Annotated in this window: 18 protein-coding genes; 9 read left to right on the forward strand and 9 right to left on the reverse strand. The window is 46.5% G+C overall.

Translation table 11 applies throughout. The features are described 5' to 3' along the window. The first annotated feature begins 158 nt into the window (after positions 1-158). The 3 genes from BM099_RS04320 to BM099_RS04330 all read left to right on the forward strand — a co-directional run bounded on the left by BM099_RS04320 (position 159) and on the right by BM099_RS04330 (position 4,250). Positions 159-1,097 (forward strand): LysR family transcriptional regulator, encoded by a 939-nt coding sequence (locus tag BM099_RS04320; protein WP_090724910.1) that lies wholly within the window; start codon positions 159-161, stop codon positions 1,095-1,097. Positions 1,098-1,381: 284 nt separating this feature from the next. Continuing rightward, positions 1,382-2,665: an NAD(P)/FAD-dependent oxidoreductase gene (locus tag BM099_RS04325; protein WP_090724913.1), complete on the forward strand. Its 1,284-nt coding sequence runs from the start codon at positions 1,382-1,384 to the stop codon at positions 2,663-2,665. A gap of 64 nt (positions 2,666-2,729) precedes the next feature. After that, positions 2,730-4,250 (forward strand): Na+/H+ antiporter NhaC family protein, encoded by a 1,521-nt coding sequence (locus tag BM099_RS04330; protein ID WP_090724916.1) that lies wholly within the window; start codon positions 2,730-2,732, stop codon positions 4,248-4,250. Between the two features lie 260 nt (positions 4,251-4,510). Here the strand turns inward: BM099_RS04330 and BM099_RS04335 are convergent, their stop codons facing one another. Then, complete coding sequence (locus tag BM099_RS04335; protein WP_090724918.1) at positions 4,511-5,014, reverse strand: Crp/Fnr family transcriptional regulator; 504 nt, start codon at positions 5,012-5,014, stop codon at positions 4,511-4,513. A 283-nt stretch (positions 5,015-5,297) separates the two neighbouring features. Between BM099_RS04335 and BM099_RS04340 the strand changes: the two genes are divergently transcribed. Further along, on the forward strand, positions 5,298-6,221 hold the full coding sequence (locus BM099_RS04340) for a LysR family transcriptional regulator (protein ID WP_244889910.1): 924 nt from the start codon (positions 5,298-5,300) through the stop codon (positions 6,219-6,221). Positions 6,222-6,458: 237 nt separating this feature from the next. Here the strand turns inward: BM099_RS04340 and BM099_RS04345 are convergent, their stop codons facing one another. Both BM099_RS04345 and aptA read right to left on the reverse strand, forming a co-directional pair. Next, a complete protein-coding gene (locus tag BM099_RS04345) occupies positions 6,459-7,949 on the reverse strand; it encodes a CoA-acylating methylmalonate-semialdehyde dehydrogenase (RefSeq protein ID WP_090724920.1) in 1,491 nt (496 codons plus the stop codon). A 31-nt stretch (positions 7,950-7,980) separates the two neighbouring features. Then, positions 7,981-9,327, reverse strand: a complete 1,347-nt coding sequence (aptA, locus tag BM099_RS04350; protein ID WP_090724923.1) for an omega-aminotransferase AptA — start codon at positions 9,325-9,327, stop codon at positions 7,981-7,983. Between the two features lie 336 nt (positions 9,328-9,663). Between aptA and BM099_RS04355 the strand changes: the two genes are divergently transcribed. Beyond that, the gene (locus tag BM099_RS04355; protein WP_280522130.1) at positions 9,664-9,849 is read left to right on the forward strand and encodes an aldehyde dehydrogenase family protein; all 186 of its coding nucleotides are present in this window, start codon (positions 9,664-9,666) and stop codon (positions 9,847-9,849) included. Positions 9,850-9,920: 71 nt separating this feature from the next. Here BM099_RS04355 and BM099_RS04360 read toward each other — a convergent pair whose 3' ends face one another. Further along, a complete protein-coding gene (locus BM099_RS04360; protein WP_090724925.1) occupies positions 9,921-11,216 on the reverse strand; it encodes an NAD(P)/FAD-dependent oxidoreductase in 1,296 nt (431 codons plus the stop codon). Between the two features lie 307 nt (positions 11,217-11,523). Between BM099_RS04360 and BM099_RS04365 the strand changes: the two genes are divergently transcribed. Continuing rightward, positions 11,524-12,867 carry a glutamine synthetase family protein gene (locus BM099_RS04365; protein WP_090724927.1) on the forward strand — a complete coding sequence of 448 codons (1,344 nt, stop codon included), beginning with the start codon at positions 11,524-11,526 and terminating at the stop codon, positions 12,865-12,867. Positions 12,868-13,042: 175 nt separating this feature from the next. Here BM099_RS04365 and BM099_RS04370 read toward each other — a convergent pair whose 3' ends face one another. Continuing rightward, entirely contained in the window at positions 13,043-14,047 is a 1,005-nt protein-coding gene (locus BM099_RS04370) for a hypothetical protein (RefSeq protein WP_090724929.1), read from the reverse strand. A 305-nt stretch (positions 14,048-14,352) separates the two neighbouring features. On the opposite strand from BM099_RS04370, the gene BM099_RS04375 reads away from it, so the two are divergent. From BM099_RS04375 to BM099_RS04380, 3 genes are all read left to right on the forward strand, one after another. Further along, the gene (locus BM099_RS04375; RefSeq protein WP_198064062.1) at positions 14,353-14,775 is read left to right on the forward strand and encodes an FMN-binding negative transcriptional regulator; all 423 of its coding nucleotides are present in this window, start codon (positions 14,353-14,355) and stop codon (positions 14,773-14,775) included. A 6-nt stretch (positions 14,776-14,781) separates the two neighbouring features. Next, positions 14,782-14,970, forward strand: coding sequence for a hypothetical protein (locus tag BM099_RS20545; RefSeq protein WP_198064063.1), 189 nt, complete (start codon positions 14,782-14,784; stop codon positions 14,968-14,970). A gap of 210 nt (positions 14,971-15,180) precedes the next feature. Further along, entirely contained in the window at positions 15,181-15,384 is a 204-nt protein-coding gene (locus BM099_RS04380; protein WP_090724933.1) for a hypothetical protein, read from the forward strand. Between the two features lie 152 nt (positions 15,385-15,536). Here BM099_RS04380 and BM099_RS04385 read toward each other — a convergent pair whose 3' ends face one another. The 4 genes from BM099_RS04385 to BM099_RS04400 form a co-directional block, all read right to left on the reverse strand. Beyond that, positions 15,537-16,262: a glutamine amidotransferase-related protein gene (locus BM099_RS04385; RefSeq protein WP_090725260.1), complete on the reverse strand. Its 726-nt coding sequence runs from the start codon at positions 16,260-16,262 to the stop codon at positions 15,537-15,539. Between the two features lie 118 nt (positions 16,263-16,380). Then, positions 16,381-17,196, reverse strand: a complete 816-nt coding sequence (locus BM099_RS04390; protein WP_090724935.1) for an ABC transporter permease subunit — start codon at positions 17,194-17,196, stop codon at positions 16,381-16,383. Beyond that, positions 17,193-18,152: an ABC transporter permease subunit gene (locus BM099_RS04395; RefSeq protein ID WP_090724938.1), complete on the reverse strand. Its 960-nt coding sequence runs from the start codon at positions 18,150-18,152 to the stop codon at positions 17,193-17,195. The genes BM099_RS04390 and BM099_RS04395 overlap by 4 nt, the downstream gene beginning before the upstream one ends. Next, entirely contained in the window at positions 18,149-19,318 is a 1,170-nt protein-coding gene (locus BM099_RS04400) for an ABC transporter ATP-binding protein (protein ID WP_090724941.1), read from the reverse strand. The genes BM099_RS04395 and BM099_RS04400 overlap by 4 nt, the downstream gene beginning before the upstream one ends. Between the last annotated feature and the right edge of the window lie 130 nt (positions 19,319-19,448).

Here is a 19,448-nt window from a genome sequence, read left to right on the forward strand (position 1 = left end):
TAAATTCGCTCCCATCTACGTAAACGTTTATTTAACATTACGTATTAAATACTTAATTAATTTCTGGTACTTTACCCGATGTGCACTGAGTCCTCATAGTACGCTCATTTGCCTTACAATCCACTCTTATATAACCACAGCAAGAAGCCATTAACGACATGAAAAATTTTTCTCTGGGCCAGATTGGTGACTATGAAATCAAGCAACTTAGAGTGTTTAAGACGGTGGTTGATTGTGGTGGCTTTAGTGCAGCAGAAACCCAGTTAAATATCTGTCGTCCGACCATTAGTATTCATATAGCCAACTTAGAATCCAGGCTAAACCTGACGCTGTGCAAACGTGGCAGATCAGGATTTTCACTGACCGATGAAGGCACTGTTATCTATGATCAGACGTGTAAGCTACTTGAGCTGTTAGAAAGCTTTCGCAACACCATCCATAATCTCAGCACCAGTCCCTCCGGGCAGCTGAAAATCGCCCTGAGCGACACTTTCAGTCTTGATCCGCGTTGCCGTCTTTCCGAAATAATTAAAGAATTTTGCCAACAAGCCCCCGATGTAGAGCTGACTACCGATGTTGAGCACATGGGTGATATGGAAAGAAAAGTACTCAATGATGAATTAGACATTGCCTTTATCCCTTACCATCGGCAGTTGGAAGGACTAAATTATATACACCTTTTTACCGATATTAATTATCTGTACTGCGGCCGGGACAACCCACTCTATGAGTTATCTGAGGAGCAGCTAACCGAAGAGCTTCTTCATGGTTCTCGCATGGTGCATGCGGGGCTAAAACCTCATGAGGAAGTCTACCAGCAGCTATCCAGCATGCACCTTACCGGGACGGCTTATCACTACGATTCACGCATTGCCATGGCCTTATCCGGGCAATATATTTGCTTTCTGCCCGAATCCGTAGCGGCCCCGCATATCAGTTCAGGCGATTTAAAAGCCATTGCGACCAAAAGCAAATTCTTTTCTTTAGGCGTTGCCGTCATCAGCAAAAAATCAGCCCAGCCAACCCGTGCCAAAGACCTCTTTCTAAAAACGATTAACAACGTCTTTATTGATGCCGAAACCGTCGCACCTTATTGAGCTCTTTGAATCCCCCCTTCAGTCCAACTTCTGAGTATTTCAACCTTGCGTTATTTTCCTGTATATCATTAATGACTCTTCAGTAAAAACCAACATCTGACTAAAAATATCCCCTACTAGGTATATCCACAAAGATCACCTGCCAAGTATCTTACGATTGTCGGCTACCTTACACTTTGCAACCGATCTACCCATCTGAAACACATTGATATTTTGGGTATTTACAGATTATTTCGTAGCCAAGCATCACCTGCTACCCGCAGGCCACATTACAGAGGTTTATTATGGCAGCACCATCTCATACCACGTCTTACTACGCCGCCTCGGCCAACGATAAGAATATACGTCCGACGCTTGAAGAGCAGATCAATGCTGACATCTGCATCATTGGTGCAGGTTATACAGGACTATCAACGGCGCTTCATTTGGCCGAAAGTGGTTTTAACGTTGTTGTACTGGAAGGAAGCCGCATTGGTTTTGGCGCATCGGGGCGCAACGGCGGGCAGATCGTACATAGCTATAGCCGCGATATCGATTTTATTGAGAAGCACTACGGGAAAAAAACCGGCACCGAAATGGGCAAAATGGCCTTTGAGGGCGGCAGAATTATTCGTAATTTTATCAGAAAATACAATATCCAATGTGACCTCAAAGAGGGCGGCATTTTTGCCGCGTGCAACACTAAACAATTGCAAGATATGGAAAGCAAGAAAGCGCTCTGGGAAGCTCACGGGCATACCCAGCTAGAGATGCTGACGGCTGATAGCATTCAGGATCACATTGGTTCCAAACGTTATACTGGCGGTTTACTCGACAAGAGCGGCGGCCATTTTCATCCTCTTAACCTCGTCCTGGGTGAAGCCGCAGCGCTGGAATCACTCGGCGGTGTTATTTATGAAGACTCAAAGGTTACCCGTGTTGAGGAAGGCAGCAAGGTGAAAGTGCATACCGCTAAAGGATGCGTGACAGCAGACTTTGTCGTCGTCGCCGGAAATGCCTACCTCGGTGACTTGATACCCAAACTTGAGCAGAAAGCGATGCCATGTGGTTCTCAGGTTATTACCACTGCGCCTTTGAGCGAGGCTCAACAAAAAGATTTACTGCCCCAGGATAATTGCGTTGAAGACTGTAATTATCTTCTCGACTACTTCCGCCTGTCTGGCGATGGCCGTCTGATCTACGGTGGCGGTGTTACCTACGGCGCTCGCGAACCCGAGAAAATAGAGTCACTGATCGTACCAAATATGCTGAAAACCTTCCCTCAGCTAAAAGGGGTAAAAGTAGACTACGCCTGGACAGGTAATTTCCTGCTCACCTTAATGCGTCTGCCGCAGTTTGGCCGTATCGGCAGCAATATCTATTACGCGCAGGGCTACAGCGGTCATGGCATCACCTCTTCTCATTTAGCCGGAAAAGTACTCTCTGATGCCATTCAGGGCCAGGCAGAACGCTACGATATCTTTGCCAGCTTGCCACAATACCCATTCCCCGGTGGCCGAACATTCCGTATTCCTTACACTGCGATGGGTGCCTGGTATTACACAATGCGCGACAAATTTGGTGTTTGATTCGCCAGTAAAATCGGTACGCCAAATCGCTTAACAACTATAAAAATATGTCCAAGGTATTTTCATGAGTACAGATATTGCTCAGCCAGGCATTGATAGCAGCACCGCTGCAAATGCCACACAGCAGACAGTAGAGGGGGTTAACAGCCCGCAAAAGTGGCTGCTGTTTTATGGTGGAATTATGGCTTTTTTTGCCTATCTTTCCACTCAGCATGTGGAAGGCGAATCCTATGGATTTTATAGCCTGTTACCGGCACTTCTTATTCTGTTTGTCGCGGTGATTACCAAAAAGCCGTTAGAGTCAATTTTTGCCGGTATCATCGCGGGACTTCTTCTGCTCGACCCTGGCAACCTGGTTAACGCTATGGGTGACCTTTCAATTTCCGTAGTCATGAATGAAACTATCGCCTGGATTGTGCTGGTTTGCGGCATGATGGGAGGACTGATTAACATGCTGGAGCGCGGTGGCAGCGTCCTTAGCTTTGGTGAAATGCTGGCAGGGCGCATCAAAACCCGGCGAGGCACTATGTTAACCACCTGCGCACTCGGCATCATGGTATTTATCGATGATTACCTGAACTCTTTAGCGGTTTCAGCATCGATGAAACGCCTGACGGATCACTACAAAATATCCCGCGAGAAGCTGGCCTTTCTAGTTGATTCTACAGCCGCTCCTGTCTGTATCCTGGTGCCGGTATCAACATGGGCTGTCTACTTTGCAGCCCTGCTTGAGGAGAATGGCGCGACCCCTGCAGGCAACGGCATGTCACTGTATATCGAGTCAATTCCGTTCATGGCGTACGGCTGGTTAGCGCTGTTAGTTGTCTTTCTGGTCGCTGCGGGTATTCTTGGTGACTTCGGTGCGATGAAGCATGCCGAGAAACGTGCTCAGGCAGGCCAACCCATCCCATCAGGCATTCTGCTCGACGGCTTCGACACCTCTAACATGAAGAAAACCTCTTCATTCGTCGGCCTGATCAACTTTTTATTACCGATGGCTGTCCTCGTGGCTGCCAGTGTCTACTACGATATTGATCTGTTACTCGGAGCACTGGTTGCTTCGATGTTTACAATGGTGATGTATTTCTGGCAACGCTTATTAACCTTCGGCCAATTAGTTGACTCCATGCTGGACGGTTTCAAAGTGATGCTGCATCCCATCGCCGTAGTATGCGCGGGCTTCATGGTCAAAGAGATCAACGATCAACTGGCAATGACACCCTATATCATTGACTCGCTCACACCATATTTGTCCAAAGAGATGCTACCTGCTTTAGTCTTCGCCTCTATGGCTGCAGTGGTGTTTGCGACGGGCTCCAGCTGGGGTGTCTTTGTGGTCTCTTTACCCATCGTAATCCCAATGGCTATCTCCTTTGATATGTCGATGCCGCTGACCGTTGGTGCACTGCTCTCTGCATCAGCTTTCGGCAGCCACGCCTGCTTCTTCAGCGATTCAACCGTACTAACCTCTCAGGGTTCCGGTTGCACACCGATGCAGCATGCACTGACACAAATTCCGTACGCTCTGATCGCTGCGGCACTGGCGTTCACTTCATTGTTAATCATGGGCTTTGTTATGGCGTAACAGTCAAAAAAGCCCAATAAAAACAATAAAAAACAACAAAGACAATGCCTCTTTATCGTCATCCCATCAGCAGATAAAGAGGCGTTTTTTAATACCCCAGCAAACTTTCAAGATCGTCATGAGAATACAATCAATGCTGTTAACAATTCAGGATGGCCCGGGGTTATTAATGCAACAGCCGTGACCTATGTACTGACTCCCGGTGATGATTCAGGGTTTAGAATTCATAATTCAAAGTTGAATAGATGACAATTAGAAGTTTAGATTTTAAAGGGGACTTTTTCGGCCGTGTTAAGTTCGGTACAGAGCGCATCCAGATAATTGATCTCACGACTCAGCTCGCGGGTAATATTAATCAGAAAAACCACAAAATCGGCTGGAAACTTTTCACAAACCTGATGAAATAACTCTGACGTAATTTCCAGAAGGCAGGTCTGCTCTGCTGCGATCGCAAAGCCTCTGCGCTCATGCAGACCAATCATACCAACAAACCCGATCTGCTCTCCGGGTTTAAAACAACGAATATAAACTCTCTTTTCGCCTTTGGGCCGTGAAAATCTGACTAATCCGCTGAGTACCACATAGAACTGGGTGGAATCTTCGCCTGGCGAGAAGACAGTTTCGCTCTTATCGTACTTGTTAATTTTTCCTTCGCTCAATAAAAACTCAAGACAGGCTGGAGCCAACGCGCCAAACATCGACAATTCCTGACAAAAACCAAGCGGAAAGATTTCATTAACATCTGAATAGGAGAGACTCTGCATATTTAACACCTAACCTTGAACTAAATTATAGCTCATAAGAGTCGCAGCAGCGCCCAACCTCCTTGTTTACCACCCCACCTTTAAGCGACAAAAATGAGTCTGCTTCATATAAATAAGACAACCATTTTCCGCATTTATATCCGCACTAATAGTGAACCATCAGCCCTTTGTTTCCAAGCCAATATTGACAGCAGGTTATCACCTGCTTAATGTTTATCAAAAACATAGATAAGAACACCTCACATAAGCAAACATTAACCAAAAGCCATTAAAGAGCAACATCGTGAGCAAGATACAACTTAAAGGACAGCTGAGCGATATCGACCTGCGCCTGCTGCGTATCTATAAAGTGGTGGTTGAAAGCGGTGGTTTTTCAGCGGCTGAAGTTGAGCTCAATATCAGCCGCGCTGCTATCAGCATTGCCATGTCTGATCTCGAAAGCCGTTTAGGATTCCGGCTTTGCCAACGCGGTCGCTCAGGTTTCTCACTGACTGAGGAAGGAGAACAGATCTACCATTACACACTGCAGTTGCTCTCCTCTATTGAAGACTTCCGCACCCAGGTAAACACCTTGCACACTCAGCTCAAAGGTGAGCTTAATATCGGCATTACCGACAACCTGGTGACGATGCCACATATGCGCATCACCAACGCTTTATCTGCGCTGAAAACACAGGGGCCTGACGTCACTATAAATATCCGCATGGCCCCACCCAATGAGATAGAACTCGGCATCCTTGATGGTCGTCTGCACATTGGCATCGTGCCTGACTTACGTGCGTTAGCGGGGCTGGAATATTTCCCGCTTTATCAGGAAGAATCGCAGCTTTACTGTTCTAACGAGCATCCCTTATTTGCAATCACAGACAATAACATAGGCAAATTAAGCCTCTGGGATGCAGTCGTGCCTGCTTACGCACAAACCCCTGAAATCAAAGCGTGCCATCAACAACTGACATCGACCGCCACCGCTACCGACAGAGAAGGGATCGCGTTTCTGATTCTCACCGGACGCTATATCGGCTATTTGCCGGCGCATTTGGCAGATCAGTGGGTTCAGGCAGGCAGAATGCGCGCCCTACTCCCTGAGCAATATCATTATTCAACGCAGTTCTCTGCTATCTCACGCAAAGGTGCACGTTCCAATTTGGTGCAGCAAACTTTCCTTGAGTATTTGACCTCAGAGCCTGCTTCATCAAAGCATTAACCACGCATGCAAGCGGCATAACTGATGTCAATATGGCTCAGACGCCAGCCCATGCTAATAATCTGGTCCACATAGATGGCACATTGTTAATTCGCCTTGACTGATAAAAAACGGGTACTCTGAAAAAAACCGGGTGCTCTGAAAAAAAGAGGCCATCTGAAACAATTCAGATGGCCTGCAAAATTGGAGATGAAAACAAAGTAGAGCAAGGAGCAGTAACCTGCTCCTTATAAACAACTAACTCGGGAAGGCGAAAGACACACCTTCACGCACACCACTTGAAGGCCAGCGCTGCGTAATCGTTTTACGTTTAGTGTAAAAACGTACGGCATCAGGACCATAGGCATGCAGATCACCAAACAGTGAGCGCTTCCAGCCACCAAAGCTGTGATAAGAAACAGGAACTGGCAGTGGTACATTGATGCCGACCATACCCACCTGAATGTTATCCGAGAAATAACGTGCGGCTTCACCATCACGGGTAAAGATACAGGTACCGTTACCGTATTCGTGATCATTGATCAGTTGCATCGCTTCATCCATGGTATTCACACGGACAACCTGTAATACCGGACCAAAAATTTCTTCCTGATAGCTCACCATTGCAGGCGTTACACCATCAATTAGCGTAGCACCGACAAAGAAACCTTCTTCATATCCCGATACCTGTGGGTTACGCCCATCAACAACAATAGTGGCACCATCTTTCTCTGAGCTGTCGATATAACCGACCACTTTCTGCTGGTGTTGGCGTGTAATCACCGGACCAAAATCATTACTGCTATCCGTTGCTGCACCCACTTTTAATGACTGCATCGCCGCACTCATTTTAGCCACCAGCGCATCTGCTGCCTGATCACCTACGGCAACCGCGACAGACAACGCCATGCAACGCTCACCAGAGGAGCCAAAAGCAGCACCCAACAGCTGGTTTACCGCATTATCCATATCGGCATCCGGCATCACGATCGCGTGGTTTTTAGCGCCTCCTAAGGCCTGACAGCGTTTACCATTCGCATTAGCTGTGGTGTAGATATATTCGGCAATCGCGGTTGAACCAACAAAACTCACCGCTTTAACACGCACATCTGTCAGCAGTGTATCAACGGCTTCTTTATCACCATTGACAACGTTCATGACGCCATCCGGCAAACCGGCTTCCTGTAACAGCTGCGCGATAAACAAAGTAGAACTTGGATCACGTTCAGAAGGTTTCAGTACGAACGTATTACCGCAGGCAATCGCCATCGGGTACATCCACAACGGCACCATGGCAGGGAAGTTAAACGGCGTAATACCGGTCACAACACCCAGCGGTTGAAACTCACTCCAGGAATCGATATTCGGGCCAACATTTTTGCTGTGTTCACCCTTAAGTAGCTCGGCAACACCGCAGGCATACTCGACATTCTCGATACCACGCTGCAACTCACCTGCTGCATCATGACTGATTTTGCCGTGTTCTTCACCGATCATTTCGCAGATTTTATCCGCGTTTTGTTCTAATAACGCTTTAAAACGAAACATCACCGCAGCACGTTTGCCAACCGGTGTGTTACGCCACTCTGGAAATGCGGCCTGAGCCGCTGCAATCGCTTCTTCTACGGTTTCTTTTGATGCCAACGCAACCTGTTTCGTGGCTAAACCTGTCGCTGGATTAAATACATCCTGACTACGTGCCGCATCGGTACGCATTTCACCGTTTATCAAATGGCCTACAATTGTCATCTTCTTTCCTCAAATTTTTATTATTGCGAGCTTATGCAAGTTCGTTAATCGACTCACCGAGCGCATTAATTACGTTATCTATTTCTGCATGCTCAACGGTAAATGGCAGACCCAACTGAATAGTGTCACCACCACAACGCACATAGAAACCTTTTTGCCAACACTTCATCGCAATCTGGAAAGGACGCAACGCAGGCTCCCCAGGAGCAGATTCTATGGTTAACGCGCCAGCTAAGCCGTAGTTACGAATATCCGAGACATACTTTGTACCCTTCAGGCTATGCAACATTTCCTGGAACTGTGGGGACACAGTTTTGACTCTTTCTACCAGCTTGTCTTTTGCCAATATATCCAGTGAAGCAAGGCCAGCAGCACACGCTACCGGATGTGCCGAATAGGTATAACCGTGCGGCAACTCGAGCATGTATTCTGCGCCACCTTCTTGCATGAAGGTGTCGTAAATTTCCTGCTTAGCAACCATAGCTCCCATAGGAATAACGCCATTAGTCAGCTGCTTCGCTATCGTCATCAGGTCAGGTACGACACCAAATTCTTCTGCACCGGTATTAGAGCCCATGCGGCCAAAACCAGTGATAACCTCATCAAAGATTAGCAAAATATTGTGCTTATCACAGATCTCACGCAAGCGTTTAAGATAACCAACCGGTGGCGGAATCACGCCGGCAGAACCTGCTAACGGTTCAACAATCACCGCCGCAATATTAGATGCATCATGCAGTGCCAGCAGAGCTTCTAGCTCATTGGCTAAGTGCGCTCCGGTTTCCGGCATGCCCTTAGTAAATAGATTCTCTGGCAGCATGGTGTGTGGCAAATGTACCGCATCGATTCCCTGCCCATACAGTACCCGGTTACCCACAATACCACCGACACTTACGCCTCCCCAGTTAACACCGTGGTAACCCTTAACCCGACCGATAAAGCGCGTTTTGCTCGCCAGGCCTTTCTTACGCCAATAGGCGCGGGCCACTTTCAATGCAGTTTCAACAGATTCAGAACCCGAACCGGTAAAGAAAACACGGTTCAATCCTTCTGGCATTAATTCAGTAATGCGATGCGCCAGCTCAAATGATTTTGGGTGTCCGTATTGAAAGGCCGGAGAGTAATCCAACTCTTTAACCTGACGGCTTACTGCTTCTGCAATTTCCGGACGGCAATGCCCTGCACCACAAGTCCACAGACCAGAAAGACCATCAAAAATTTTCCTACCATCAGCTGAGGTGTAATAGTTACCTTGTGCAGAAACAATCAGGCGTGGATCTTTCTTAAATTCTCGGTTGCCTGTGTAGGGCATCCAGTGCGCATCCAGTTGCGCCTGGGATAAACCGCAAAGAGCCCTTTCATCATTATTCTTATCCATTCGTCACCTCATTTGTCGGCAGAAGTTAGGTATAGCCATGTATTAATCTTGAATAAGCCCTTTCAAATTCTAAGCGCTGTCAGATTTATTTGTCTATTATGAACCTATATTTAGGTTATTAAATTCAAATTTTTTAAACTTATCTTAAGCTTATACTTACCTAAAAAAGATAAAAAAGCCCGCATGGTAGTGATTGCAAAGCTATTTATTAACACGCTAAATACAGTGAATTTTCATTCAGGTTTTAGGTGTTTCTCATGAGCAAAACAACAACCCAGACTGGTCAACACTCAGCAGCACTCTCTCTTTTCCACGCTATGCTTTTATTAAAAGAGAATCAATACCGCCCACAAAGTGGCTGTCGCTGTGAGAACCGGCACCATGGGAATCAACAATTACTTTGGTGGCGATATGACCGTTCCGTTTGGCGGCTTTAAGGAGTCAGGCAACGCACGAGACAACTCACTGCACGCAATGGATGACTACACCGAGTTAAAAACCACCTGGATTGAGTTTGAATAGCGAGACCAGATAGTCTCGCCGGATCTGTAAAACGATATAAGTACACAGATCCGCTACGACATTTTTCTGTACTAAAAGAATCGATCACGCAAAGAGTAATACAACATACCCACCACCAACCCTGGCCAACGTAATAATGTGCCTCCCGGGAAATCAGGCGTTGGAACTTTTGCAAACAGGTCAAATTTTTCGCTTGAACCGCTGACGGCTTCTGCCATTAATTTCCCGCCCAGGGTGGCCAACGCAATCCCATGCCCGGAATACCCTTGAGCAACAAAAACATTATCATCAATCCGTTCAAAATGCGGCATCCGATTGCGTGTAATGGCGAGCGTCCCTCCCCACGCATAATCGATTTTGACAGCAGCCAGCTCAGGGTAAACGTCAAGCATGTATTTACGCACAAAACCACGAATATCCTGAGGAAAGCGAGTGCTATAGTTTTCGCCTCCGCCCCACAACAAGCGTTTATCTGCAGAAAGCCTGAAGTAATTAACCACAAATTTCGAATCGGCAACGGCGACATCATCACGATTAATCTGACAACATAGCTCAACGGGTAGCGGTTCTGTGGCCAGCATAAAGTTATTTATCGGCATGATTTTGGCGGCTACGCGCGGCTCCAACTTACCCAGATAGCCGTTGCAGGCCAGCAGTATATAGCGTGCTTTGACGATACCGTTGGTCGTATTAACCTGGCCATTTTTTCCGCCTTCATAATGACAGACCCGGCTATTTTCATAAATATCAACACCTGCTTTTACGGCCGCTTCAGCAAGCCCCAACGCATAGTTCAGCGGATGCAGGTGCACACCTTCACTCCAGTACTCGCCGGCATAAAAATGATCAGTTCCCAGCATGCTTTGCACTTCATCACGAGGCAAATAACGAATAGCTTCATACCCTAAGACCTGCTGTTTATGCTCAACCGATTCCTGCATAGAGGATACATGTGACTTTTTTGCCGCGACATGCAGCACCCCCTTCTTCAAGTCACATCGGATATCGTGTTTTTTTATAAGCTGTTTTACTAACGCCACTGAATCAACAGACATATCCCACAGTGCCCGTGCGGCAAACTCACCTACTTGCGTCATCAGAGTTTCATGATCCATATTATGACCGGGACATACCTGGCCACCGTTACGCCCCGAAGCCCCCCAACCAACACGTTCTGCCTCCAGCACAGTGACGCTATAACCTTTCTCGGCAAGATGCAGTGCAGCAGACAATCCGGTAAAGCCAGCGCCAATAACACAAACATCACTACTGATTTCGCCTTTTAACTCATCGTTAAACACACAGCACTCTGCTGTTCTGTTTACAGAGTCAACATAGTAAGACGACTCATAGCCAGTCACACTCATTTCAATGCCTCGTCTAAAAGAAAAAAAACAGCCTGAAAGCCACGTATCAGCCTCATGAAAAAAAGCATTTAAACCGCTGATTTAATCACTTAATTTGATAATAAACTATGATTAAAATAGCTATATGAAAATCACAAAAATGCTTTTAAAATCAAGTAAAATCCCTTGATAATAATTCAGGTTAGTAACGCAAGTTAATAACACAGCGGGTTTGACATTGCTTATCATAAGGGTGATTAAAAACGGCTTGCTGATACGGGCTATACATTCAGCATTAACACTCAGGCACGACACATAAAGGTGATTTATGGAAGCCGTAGAAAAGTTCCTCAAAGAGAACGCCATCATCGAAGTAGAATCGACCCTACCAGATATGACAGGTAATGCCCGCGGTAAGTTTTACCCTACAAAAAAATTCCTCGCTGAGAAAGGCGGACGCATACCAGAAACAGTACTGGTTCAAACCGTCACCGGCGACTGGGCAGATAACCATTACGACATCGTTGATGCAAGTGATCGTGATATGATTCTGCTACCAGACCCCGATACCCTGAGAATCGTTCCCTGGGCCGCTGAACCGACAGCCCAAATCATCAACGACTGCTATGATACGCAGGGCGGACTGCATCCCCTCGCATCCCGGACCGTACTGCGAAAAGTACTCGCCCTCTTCGAGAAAAAAGGCCTTCGCCCGGTCATTGCGCCGGAAGTAGAATTCTATCTTATCCAGAAGAACACAGACCCTGATTACGAACTCAAACCGGCTACAGGCCGTTCTGGTCGCCGCGAAACCGCACGTCAGTCTTACAGCATAGATGCCGTCAATGAGTTCAATCCCATCATTGATACGCTATACAGCTACTGTGAAGCCCAAGGGTTAGATATCGACACTCTGATTCATGAGTCCGGTGCTGCTCAGATGGAGATCAACTTTCTGCATGGTGATCCGCTCAAACTAGCCGATCAGGTATTTGTGTTTAAACGCACCTTACGTGAAACCGCCTTAAAACATGGTGTATATGCCACCTTTATGGCAAAGCCTATGCAGTCAGAACCGGGCAGCGCCATGCACATACATCAAAGCTTAATTGACATTAAAACCGGTAAAAATATTTTTACGACAGAGAATGGTACTTTCAGCGAAGCGTTTTATTACTATCTCGGTGGCCTGCAAAAATACACGCCCAATGCAATCAGTTTCTTTGCGCCTAATGTTAATTCATATCGCCGTTTTGCACCGGATATTGCCGCGCCAGTCAATATGAAATGGGGAATAGATAACCGTACAACAGGCTTACGTGTTCCCAAATCGGAATCCGAAGCCACACGGATTGAAAACCGCTTTCCAGGGTCTGACTCCAACCCCTACCTGGCAATAGCCGCAAGTTTGGCGTGCGGATACCTTGGCATGAAAGAAAAATTACAACCGACGAAACCCACCTACGATGCCGCCGCCGAAGAAGGTGACAGCGTTGAACTGGCCCGCTCTCTTGAAGAAGGGTTGCGTCTGCTCGAAGATTGCCCGGAATTACGTGAAATCATGGGTTCGCGCTTCATCGATGCTTATATCGGGGTAAAACGCGCAGAGTTCGAAACCTTCCACAAAGTAATCAGCTCGTGGGAACGCGAGTACTTATTGCTTAACGTGTAACCCGTTGACAAAATACAGAGCACTGAGGAGCACCAACCGCCAACAAGACGAGATCAAAACTCTCGATACTTTCTCTACTTTCGTTACTCTAGATACTTCCAATGCCCTCAATACGCCCGTTATCCTGCACCTCTGGCTACGGGCTTAGGGCTTAGGGCTTAAGGGCTTACCTGTGTTATAAACGCCATCCCCAATACTTCAAGAAGCCTGGAAAATCACGCATGTCCGAGGTTTGCCGTGCCCACGGCTTAATACTGGTATAAAAACTCGGGCCATCATCGCCTACCATACCGTAACGCTTATCCACACCGACACGTGAGTCGAGTGCCCACCAACTCACTAACAAAAACTCGAATGGTTTATATACACCACGCACATAACCATTTTCAGCCCCGCTAGTCTCAAACATCGACTCAAACAGTGCAGACTCAGGCCCGCCAGACTCCAACCCAGCAGGGCGAGGCAACTTATCCAAATCACTCATCGGCCGCAATGTCAGTGGCTGTAAAGCATATTGTGCTATCACTTTATCCAATGGCAACACATCAATATGATTCACCCGATGCGTTTCATCCTGTAAATAAATAACTAATTTTTCGTCATCAGCTTCACCCAGCTTGAGTAAACCGGGCAAAACAGCGCCATAAACAGATTGCTGATGCGTGTTCCAGTTATCAGGGTAGGCCTCCTTAGGCAGGTAATTCGTTGGTTGTATCGCCAGATAACAACCACAGGTATGCACCGTAGTGAACAAAACAGCTTGCTGCTGACTGTTAAGTGTAACCACCAGCAACAGACCGACATTCTTACCCGTGGTTAAATTAAACGGCAGCAAACTAAAAGGGACTTTTTCAAAATGCAGGCGGTATATCAGATTTGTGTATTCTCCATTGGCGGTTTCAAATGAACGCTTCTCGGTATAAACCACCGCCTTAGTTGGGTTTATCGTCAGGGTCACTCGCCGGGCTTCACTAACAATTTCAGGCTGGCCGATTCGGTTATAAGAATGCCGAGGCCGCTCGCTCACTATAACTGGCATATTCCGGGAGAACGCATCAGTACCCGAGGCTGCAAAAGCAAGCCTTGGCAGGTTTTCCTCGAAAGCTAAACTGGCACAACCTCCTAATAAAAAAAGAGTCATAACAGTCGCAATTTTTAACAATACAAAACGATATAACATGCTATTGATCCATAAAAACACGATGACACATCATCACCGTACCAGATTACAAAACATCTCTCTGGCAGAAACTGTTCATCCGACTAATGTGTGCCAAAACATTGCCATGATGGTTCTACAGGAACTTACAATAGTGGACCTGTACAAACCGGCTGTAACTGTTAATTTATCAATCCAAAGCTGAATAAAAAACACCTGAGTAGCTAGATGACTCCATTAGATACATTATTGCCGACCGCATGCTCGTTTTTTGCAGGGCTTAAAATGGCAACAATCGGGAGTTAGCGATAGCGATGAGGAGCAGTATGTACATTCCAAGTAATATGAAGATGGATGACTTATCCACCGCTCACGATTTTATCGATGAGTTTGGTTTTGGCGTTATTGTCTCCGACTCATTAACCGGTACACATCTGCCTTTTGTTCTACATCGCGATGAAGGAGACAATGGTGTGCTTTATAGCCATTGCGCCAAAGCCAACCCGCACTGGAAAGAACTCGACAATAAAGAAGTACTCATCATATTTTCGGGTCCGCACAGTTACATTTCACCTAGCTGGTACGCTCAATCACCTGCAGTACCTACCTGGAACTATGCGGCTGTTCATGCCTACGGCATCGTTTCTCTGCTAGACGATAAACAAACGTTAGACGCCGTTGAAGCGGTGGTTGGTCAATATGAGCCCGGGCTTTTAATAGATAAAAATATCATTAGCGACGAATTCTGAGACAAGATGCTGCCAGGCATTGTGGGCCTCAAGGTCGAATTATCAAATATTGAAGGCAAACTTAAACTGGGGCAGCTACGTAAAAAGGAAGATCAGGTCGGCGTTTATAACGCCCTCACTCAATCCAGTAACCTGCAAGATCAAGCACTTGCGCACTATATGAAAAAGATCAATTCAGGCACCGGTGGTACTTGATATCTAACGTCTCTTCTTAAGGCTGGGCTGGCTCATATTCTCTAGCTTCTAATGATGAATTTATCTCATCTAAATGGTTAAAAAAGATCTCTTGTTGCAACGCAATATCAACCCTAGAATGCACTTCTATTTTACTACTATCCTGACATAGAGGGCACTTTCAGCCACTCATGCTGATAGCTAATCACTGACAGACTTGTAGAGAACGCCATGACCAACTTAGATGAATTCAGACAAAATTTCGTACCTACCTATCGTGAGCCAGAAAAGGACTATTTCCTGCGTTTGGCTACGGAATACAACAAGCTAATTAAGCGTGAAGCACGCCAGGCGCGTAAAGCCTATTGGATCAATCTACTATCAACAGCGATTAAGCCAGTAGTTAGCAAGCCTAACCTGCTGCACTCAAGCTAATGTGGCTATATCGATGCAATGAGAAAAGCGGAGCTGAAAAGTATCCGCTTTTTTTGTGCCTTAAATTCAACACGACCTACCTTTACCTGCTCTCACACACGGCTCAAGCAACCGCTGAAATCTTATTACCGGAAGAAATATAAGGAAGACCGCTAACTCACCGCTCTGCTCTTCAAAAACGCCGCCATCCAACGCGCTACTTCACAAGAATCGGTGGCTGCACCAGGCTGGCGCAGTGTGGCTAAGCCTTGCTCCGCTACATCAAGGGGGACAACCTTGCCTTTGCGTGCGTTGACCAATACGTCTTCAAATTCCAGCGTGAATTCCGGATGCGCCTGAATGGTGAGTATCCTGTCATCATAGATAAGGCCTGCATATTGGCAGAAGTCAGACGTCGCAAATACCTGCGCATTAGCCGGCTTGTCGATTACCTGATCCTGATGCATGGAATTAATCGTAAATGAGCTTTCGCTTGTTGGGATAAAGTCAAACTCACCGGTCAACTCATAGCGCTGCAAACCCACACCCCAGCCACCGTCATATTTATCCACTTTTCCATTAAACGCTTCGGCAATTATCTGATGCCCAAAGCAGATGCCGACCATCGGTTTATTCTCGGCATGAATCTGCAGGATCAGCGCTTTGAGCTTTTGCATCCAAGGCAGATTCTGATATACGTTAAACTTTGAGCCTGTAATTATCCAACCGTCACACACGCCGGCATTCTCAGGAAACTCATCTTCGCGCACATCAAACACTTCATATTCGAAGGCGCAGTCTGCTTGGTTAAACAGCTGAACAAACATATCCGCATAAGAGCCAAATGTGCCCAGCAGTTCATCGGGAGTAATCCCCGTTGCAAGGATACCTAATTTCATTTTATGACCCACCACTTCGTTCTTTCTCGATTATTACACACTGTTTATTGGAGCAGAAGCTTATGAAAAGCTTCTGCTCTTTGCTTACAAGCCACTTACAAACGCTTCTTTTGCAGCGCTATTCATGATTAGACAGCAGTTTTGTTTGTCGTCTCATTTGATACATCGCCGCCAATACACCCAAGGCGACAATCGCGATCATGATAGTCGCCAGCGCATTCACTTCCGGCGTCACACCCAAACGAACTTTGGAGAAGATCACCATGGGTAAAGTGCTGTTGCCAGGACCGGATACGAAACTGGCAATAACCAGATCATCCAAAGACAAGGTAAAGGACAACAACCAACCAGAGATAAGTGCCGGAGCAATCAAAGGCAAAGTAACCAGAAAAAACAACGTGGAAGGTTTTGCCCCCAGGTCCATTGCTGCTTCTTCTAAGGTTTCATCGATTGACGCTAAGCGGGATTGCACAATAACGGCGACATACGCCATACAAAAGGTGGTATGAGCTATGATAATCGTTCCGGTACCGCGTCCTGATGGCCAGCCGAACATGCCTTCCATTGCAACAAACAGCAGCAGTAAGGACAAACCGGTTATCACTTCCGGCATCACCAGTGGCGCCGTTATCCAACCCGATAAAATCATCTTGCCACGGAAACGCCCCATACGGGATAAAACAAAACCAGCCATCGTGCCCAATACCACAGCCAGGCTGGCACTGACCAGTGCAATTTTAAAACTGACCAACGCTGCATCAATAATCTGCTGATTATTAAACAGCTCGGTATACCATTTGAGAGACCAGCCACCCCAGACAGTGACCAGCTTAGACTTATTAAAACTGTAAACAATCAGGGATATTATCGGTGCGTAGAGGAAAACAAACCCCATAATAGCCGTCGTATTGAGAAACAGTGAGCGACGTTTCATGAGTGCGCCTCCTCTTTACCCTGAGCGTTTCGGATAAGCATAATCGGCAGCACCAATACCACCAGCATAACAATAGCGACGGCCGAGGCCATCGGCCAATCCCGATTAAGGAAGAACTCATCCCACAGTACCCGCCCAATCATCAGCGTGTCCGAGCCACCCAGTAATGCCGGTATCACGAACTCACCGACAGCAGGAATAAACACCAGAATACAGCCGGCAATGATCCCTGGAACAGCCAATGGTAAGGTGATCATAAAGAAACTTTGGAGTGGACGTGCCCCTAGGTCTTCAGCCGCTTCCAGTAGGGTCAGATCCATCTTTTCGAGTGCGGTATACAATGGCAGAATCATGAAAGGCAGATAGGTATAAACAATGCCGATATACACAGCAAAGTCAGTCTGCAACATCACCAGGGGTTGATCGATAATGCCTATGGATAATAAGAACTCATTCACAACACCATTCTTTTTCAGAAAACCCATCCAGGCGTAGACGCGCAACAGGAATGACGTCCAGAAAGGCAGAATCACCAATGCCAGTAAGACAACACGAGTTGAAGGCTTGCTGCGTGCGATCAGATAAGCAACAGGGAAACCGACAATCAGTGCAAAAAATGTGGAAACAGCCGCAATTTTAACCGAATTTATATAGGCATCCAGATAAAAATCATCTTCTATGAGATAAAAATAATTACCCAGATTCAGCTTAAAGGTGGCATACGCCTCTTCAAGGTCCCACTCAAATATCGCCGTGTATGGTGGTATTGCAATCGCAGATTCCGACAAGGATATTTTGAATACCACCAGAAAGGGAATGAAGAAAAAAACACCTAACCAGAGTGCAGGAACGGCAATAACGCCTAAGCGCCCCCAGTTCACACTTCTGAAAATATTATATTTCGCCATCCCCGATGCAGATTTATCAATCCATGCAGCCCCTGTTGAAACACTCATGATGTCAGCACCACACTGCTATCTATCTGCCACGAAAGGTAAACTTTATCATGCCAGGTAAATCGAGCCCCCATGTCCCGCACAAAGTTCGGTTGGGTAACACGCACATCTTTACCACTGGCCAAACGTACTTTAAACACGGACAAGCTACCCATGTAGGCGATATCTTCAATAACACCTTCAATCCAATTATTCGCCTGCTCGGGTTTATTACGGCTTATTTTTATTTTTTCGGGACGTATCGCCATATGTACCGTCTGGTTAGGTGCACAGCTGATACCATGATTAACAAAAAATTCAGCTCCCGCTTCTTTAGAGCGTATGCGTACACTATCCGGAAGATCTTCAATTATCTGCCCTTCGAACAAGTTCACCGAACCGACAAACTCGGCAACAAAACGGCTATTCGGATATTCATACACCAGGTGCGGCTCGGCGGTTTGTACAATCACGCCATTATTCATAACGCCGATTCGTGTTGCCAGCGTCATCGCTTCTTCCTGGTCATGCGTAACCACCACGAAAGTTACGCCTAACTGCTCCTGGATATTAATTAATTCAAACTGAGTTTCTTCACGCAGCTTTTTATCCAATGCGCCGAGCGGCTCATCCAGTAGCAATAGCTTTGGGCGTTTAATCAATGAACGCGCCAAGGCAACACGCTGGCGCTGCCCGCCGGATAGCTGATTAGGCTTTCGCTTACCCAGATGTCCCAACTGCACCATATCCAACATTTGATCAACGCGCTGTTTAACTTCACTACGCGCCACACCTTCACGCTTCAGACCAAAAGCAATGTTATCGGCTACCGTTAAATGCGGAAAAAGCGCATACGATTGAAACATCATATTGACGGGGCGATTCCACGGCTGAACACCCGCCATATCAATGCCGTCTATCAGAATTCGGCCACTACTGGCGGATTCAAAACCTGCCAGAATACGCAGTAAAGTACTCTTGCCTGATCCAGAACCACCTAAAAGACAAAAGAGTTCATTTTTATAGATATCCAGCGAGATATTATCTACCGCCGTAAACTCTCCGAACTTCTTGGTTACATTTTCAATTTTAAGAAACGGCTCAGCGCCTTCCTGTTTCCATAATGGTATTTCAACAGAATTCGTCTTCGACGACGTGTGCAGTTCGCTATGTTGGGACAACGTCATAACAACCCCTTGGCTATTTATTCTTCTCAGGGAATCTCTAAATAAGCCCAGAAGCCAGGCAGCTTTGTCAGGTTGTTATAAAACCAACCGAAGGCTTATTTAGAAACTCTTAAATATGTTTGATATGTTG

This window comes from Neptunomonas qingdaonensis (genome assembly GCF_900113275.1).
Taxonomy (GTDB): Bacteria; Pseudomonadota; Gammaproteobacteria; order Pseudomonadales; family Balneatricaceae; genus Neptunomonas; species Neptunomonas qingdaonensis.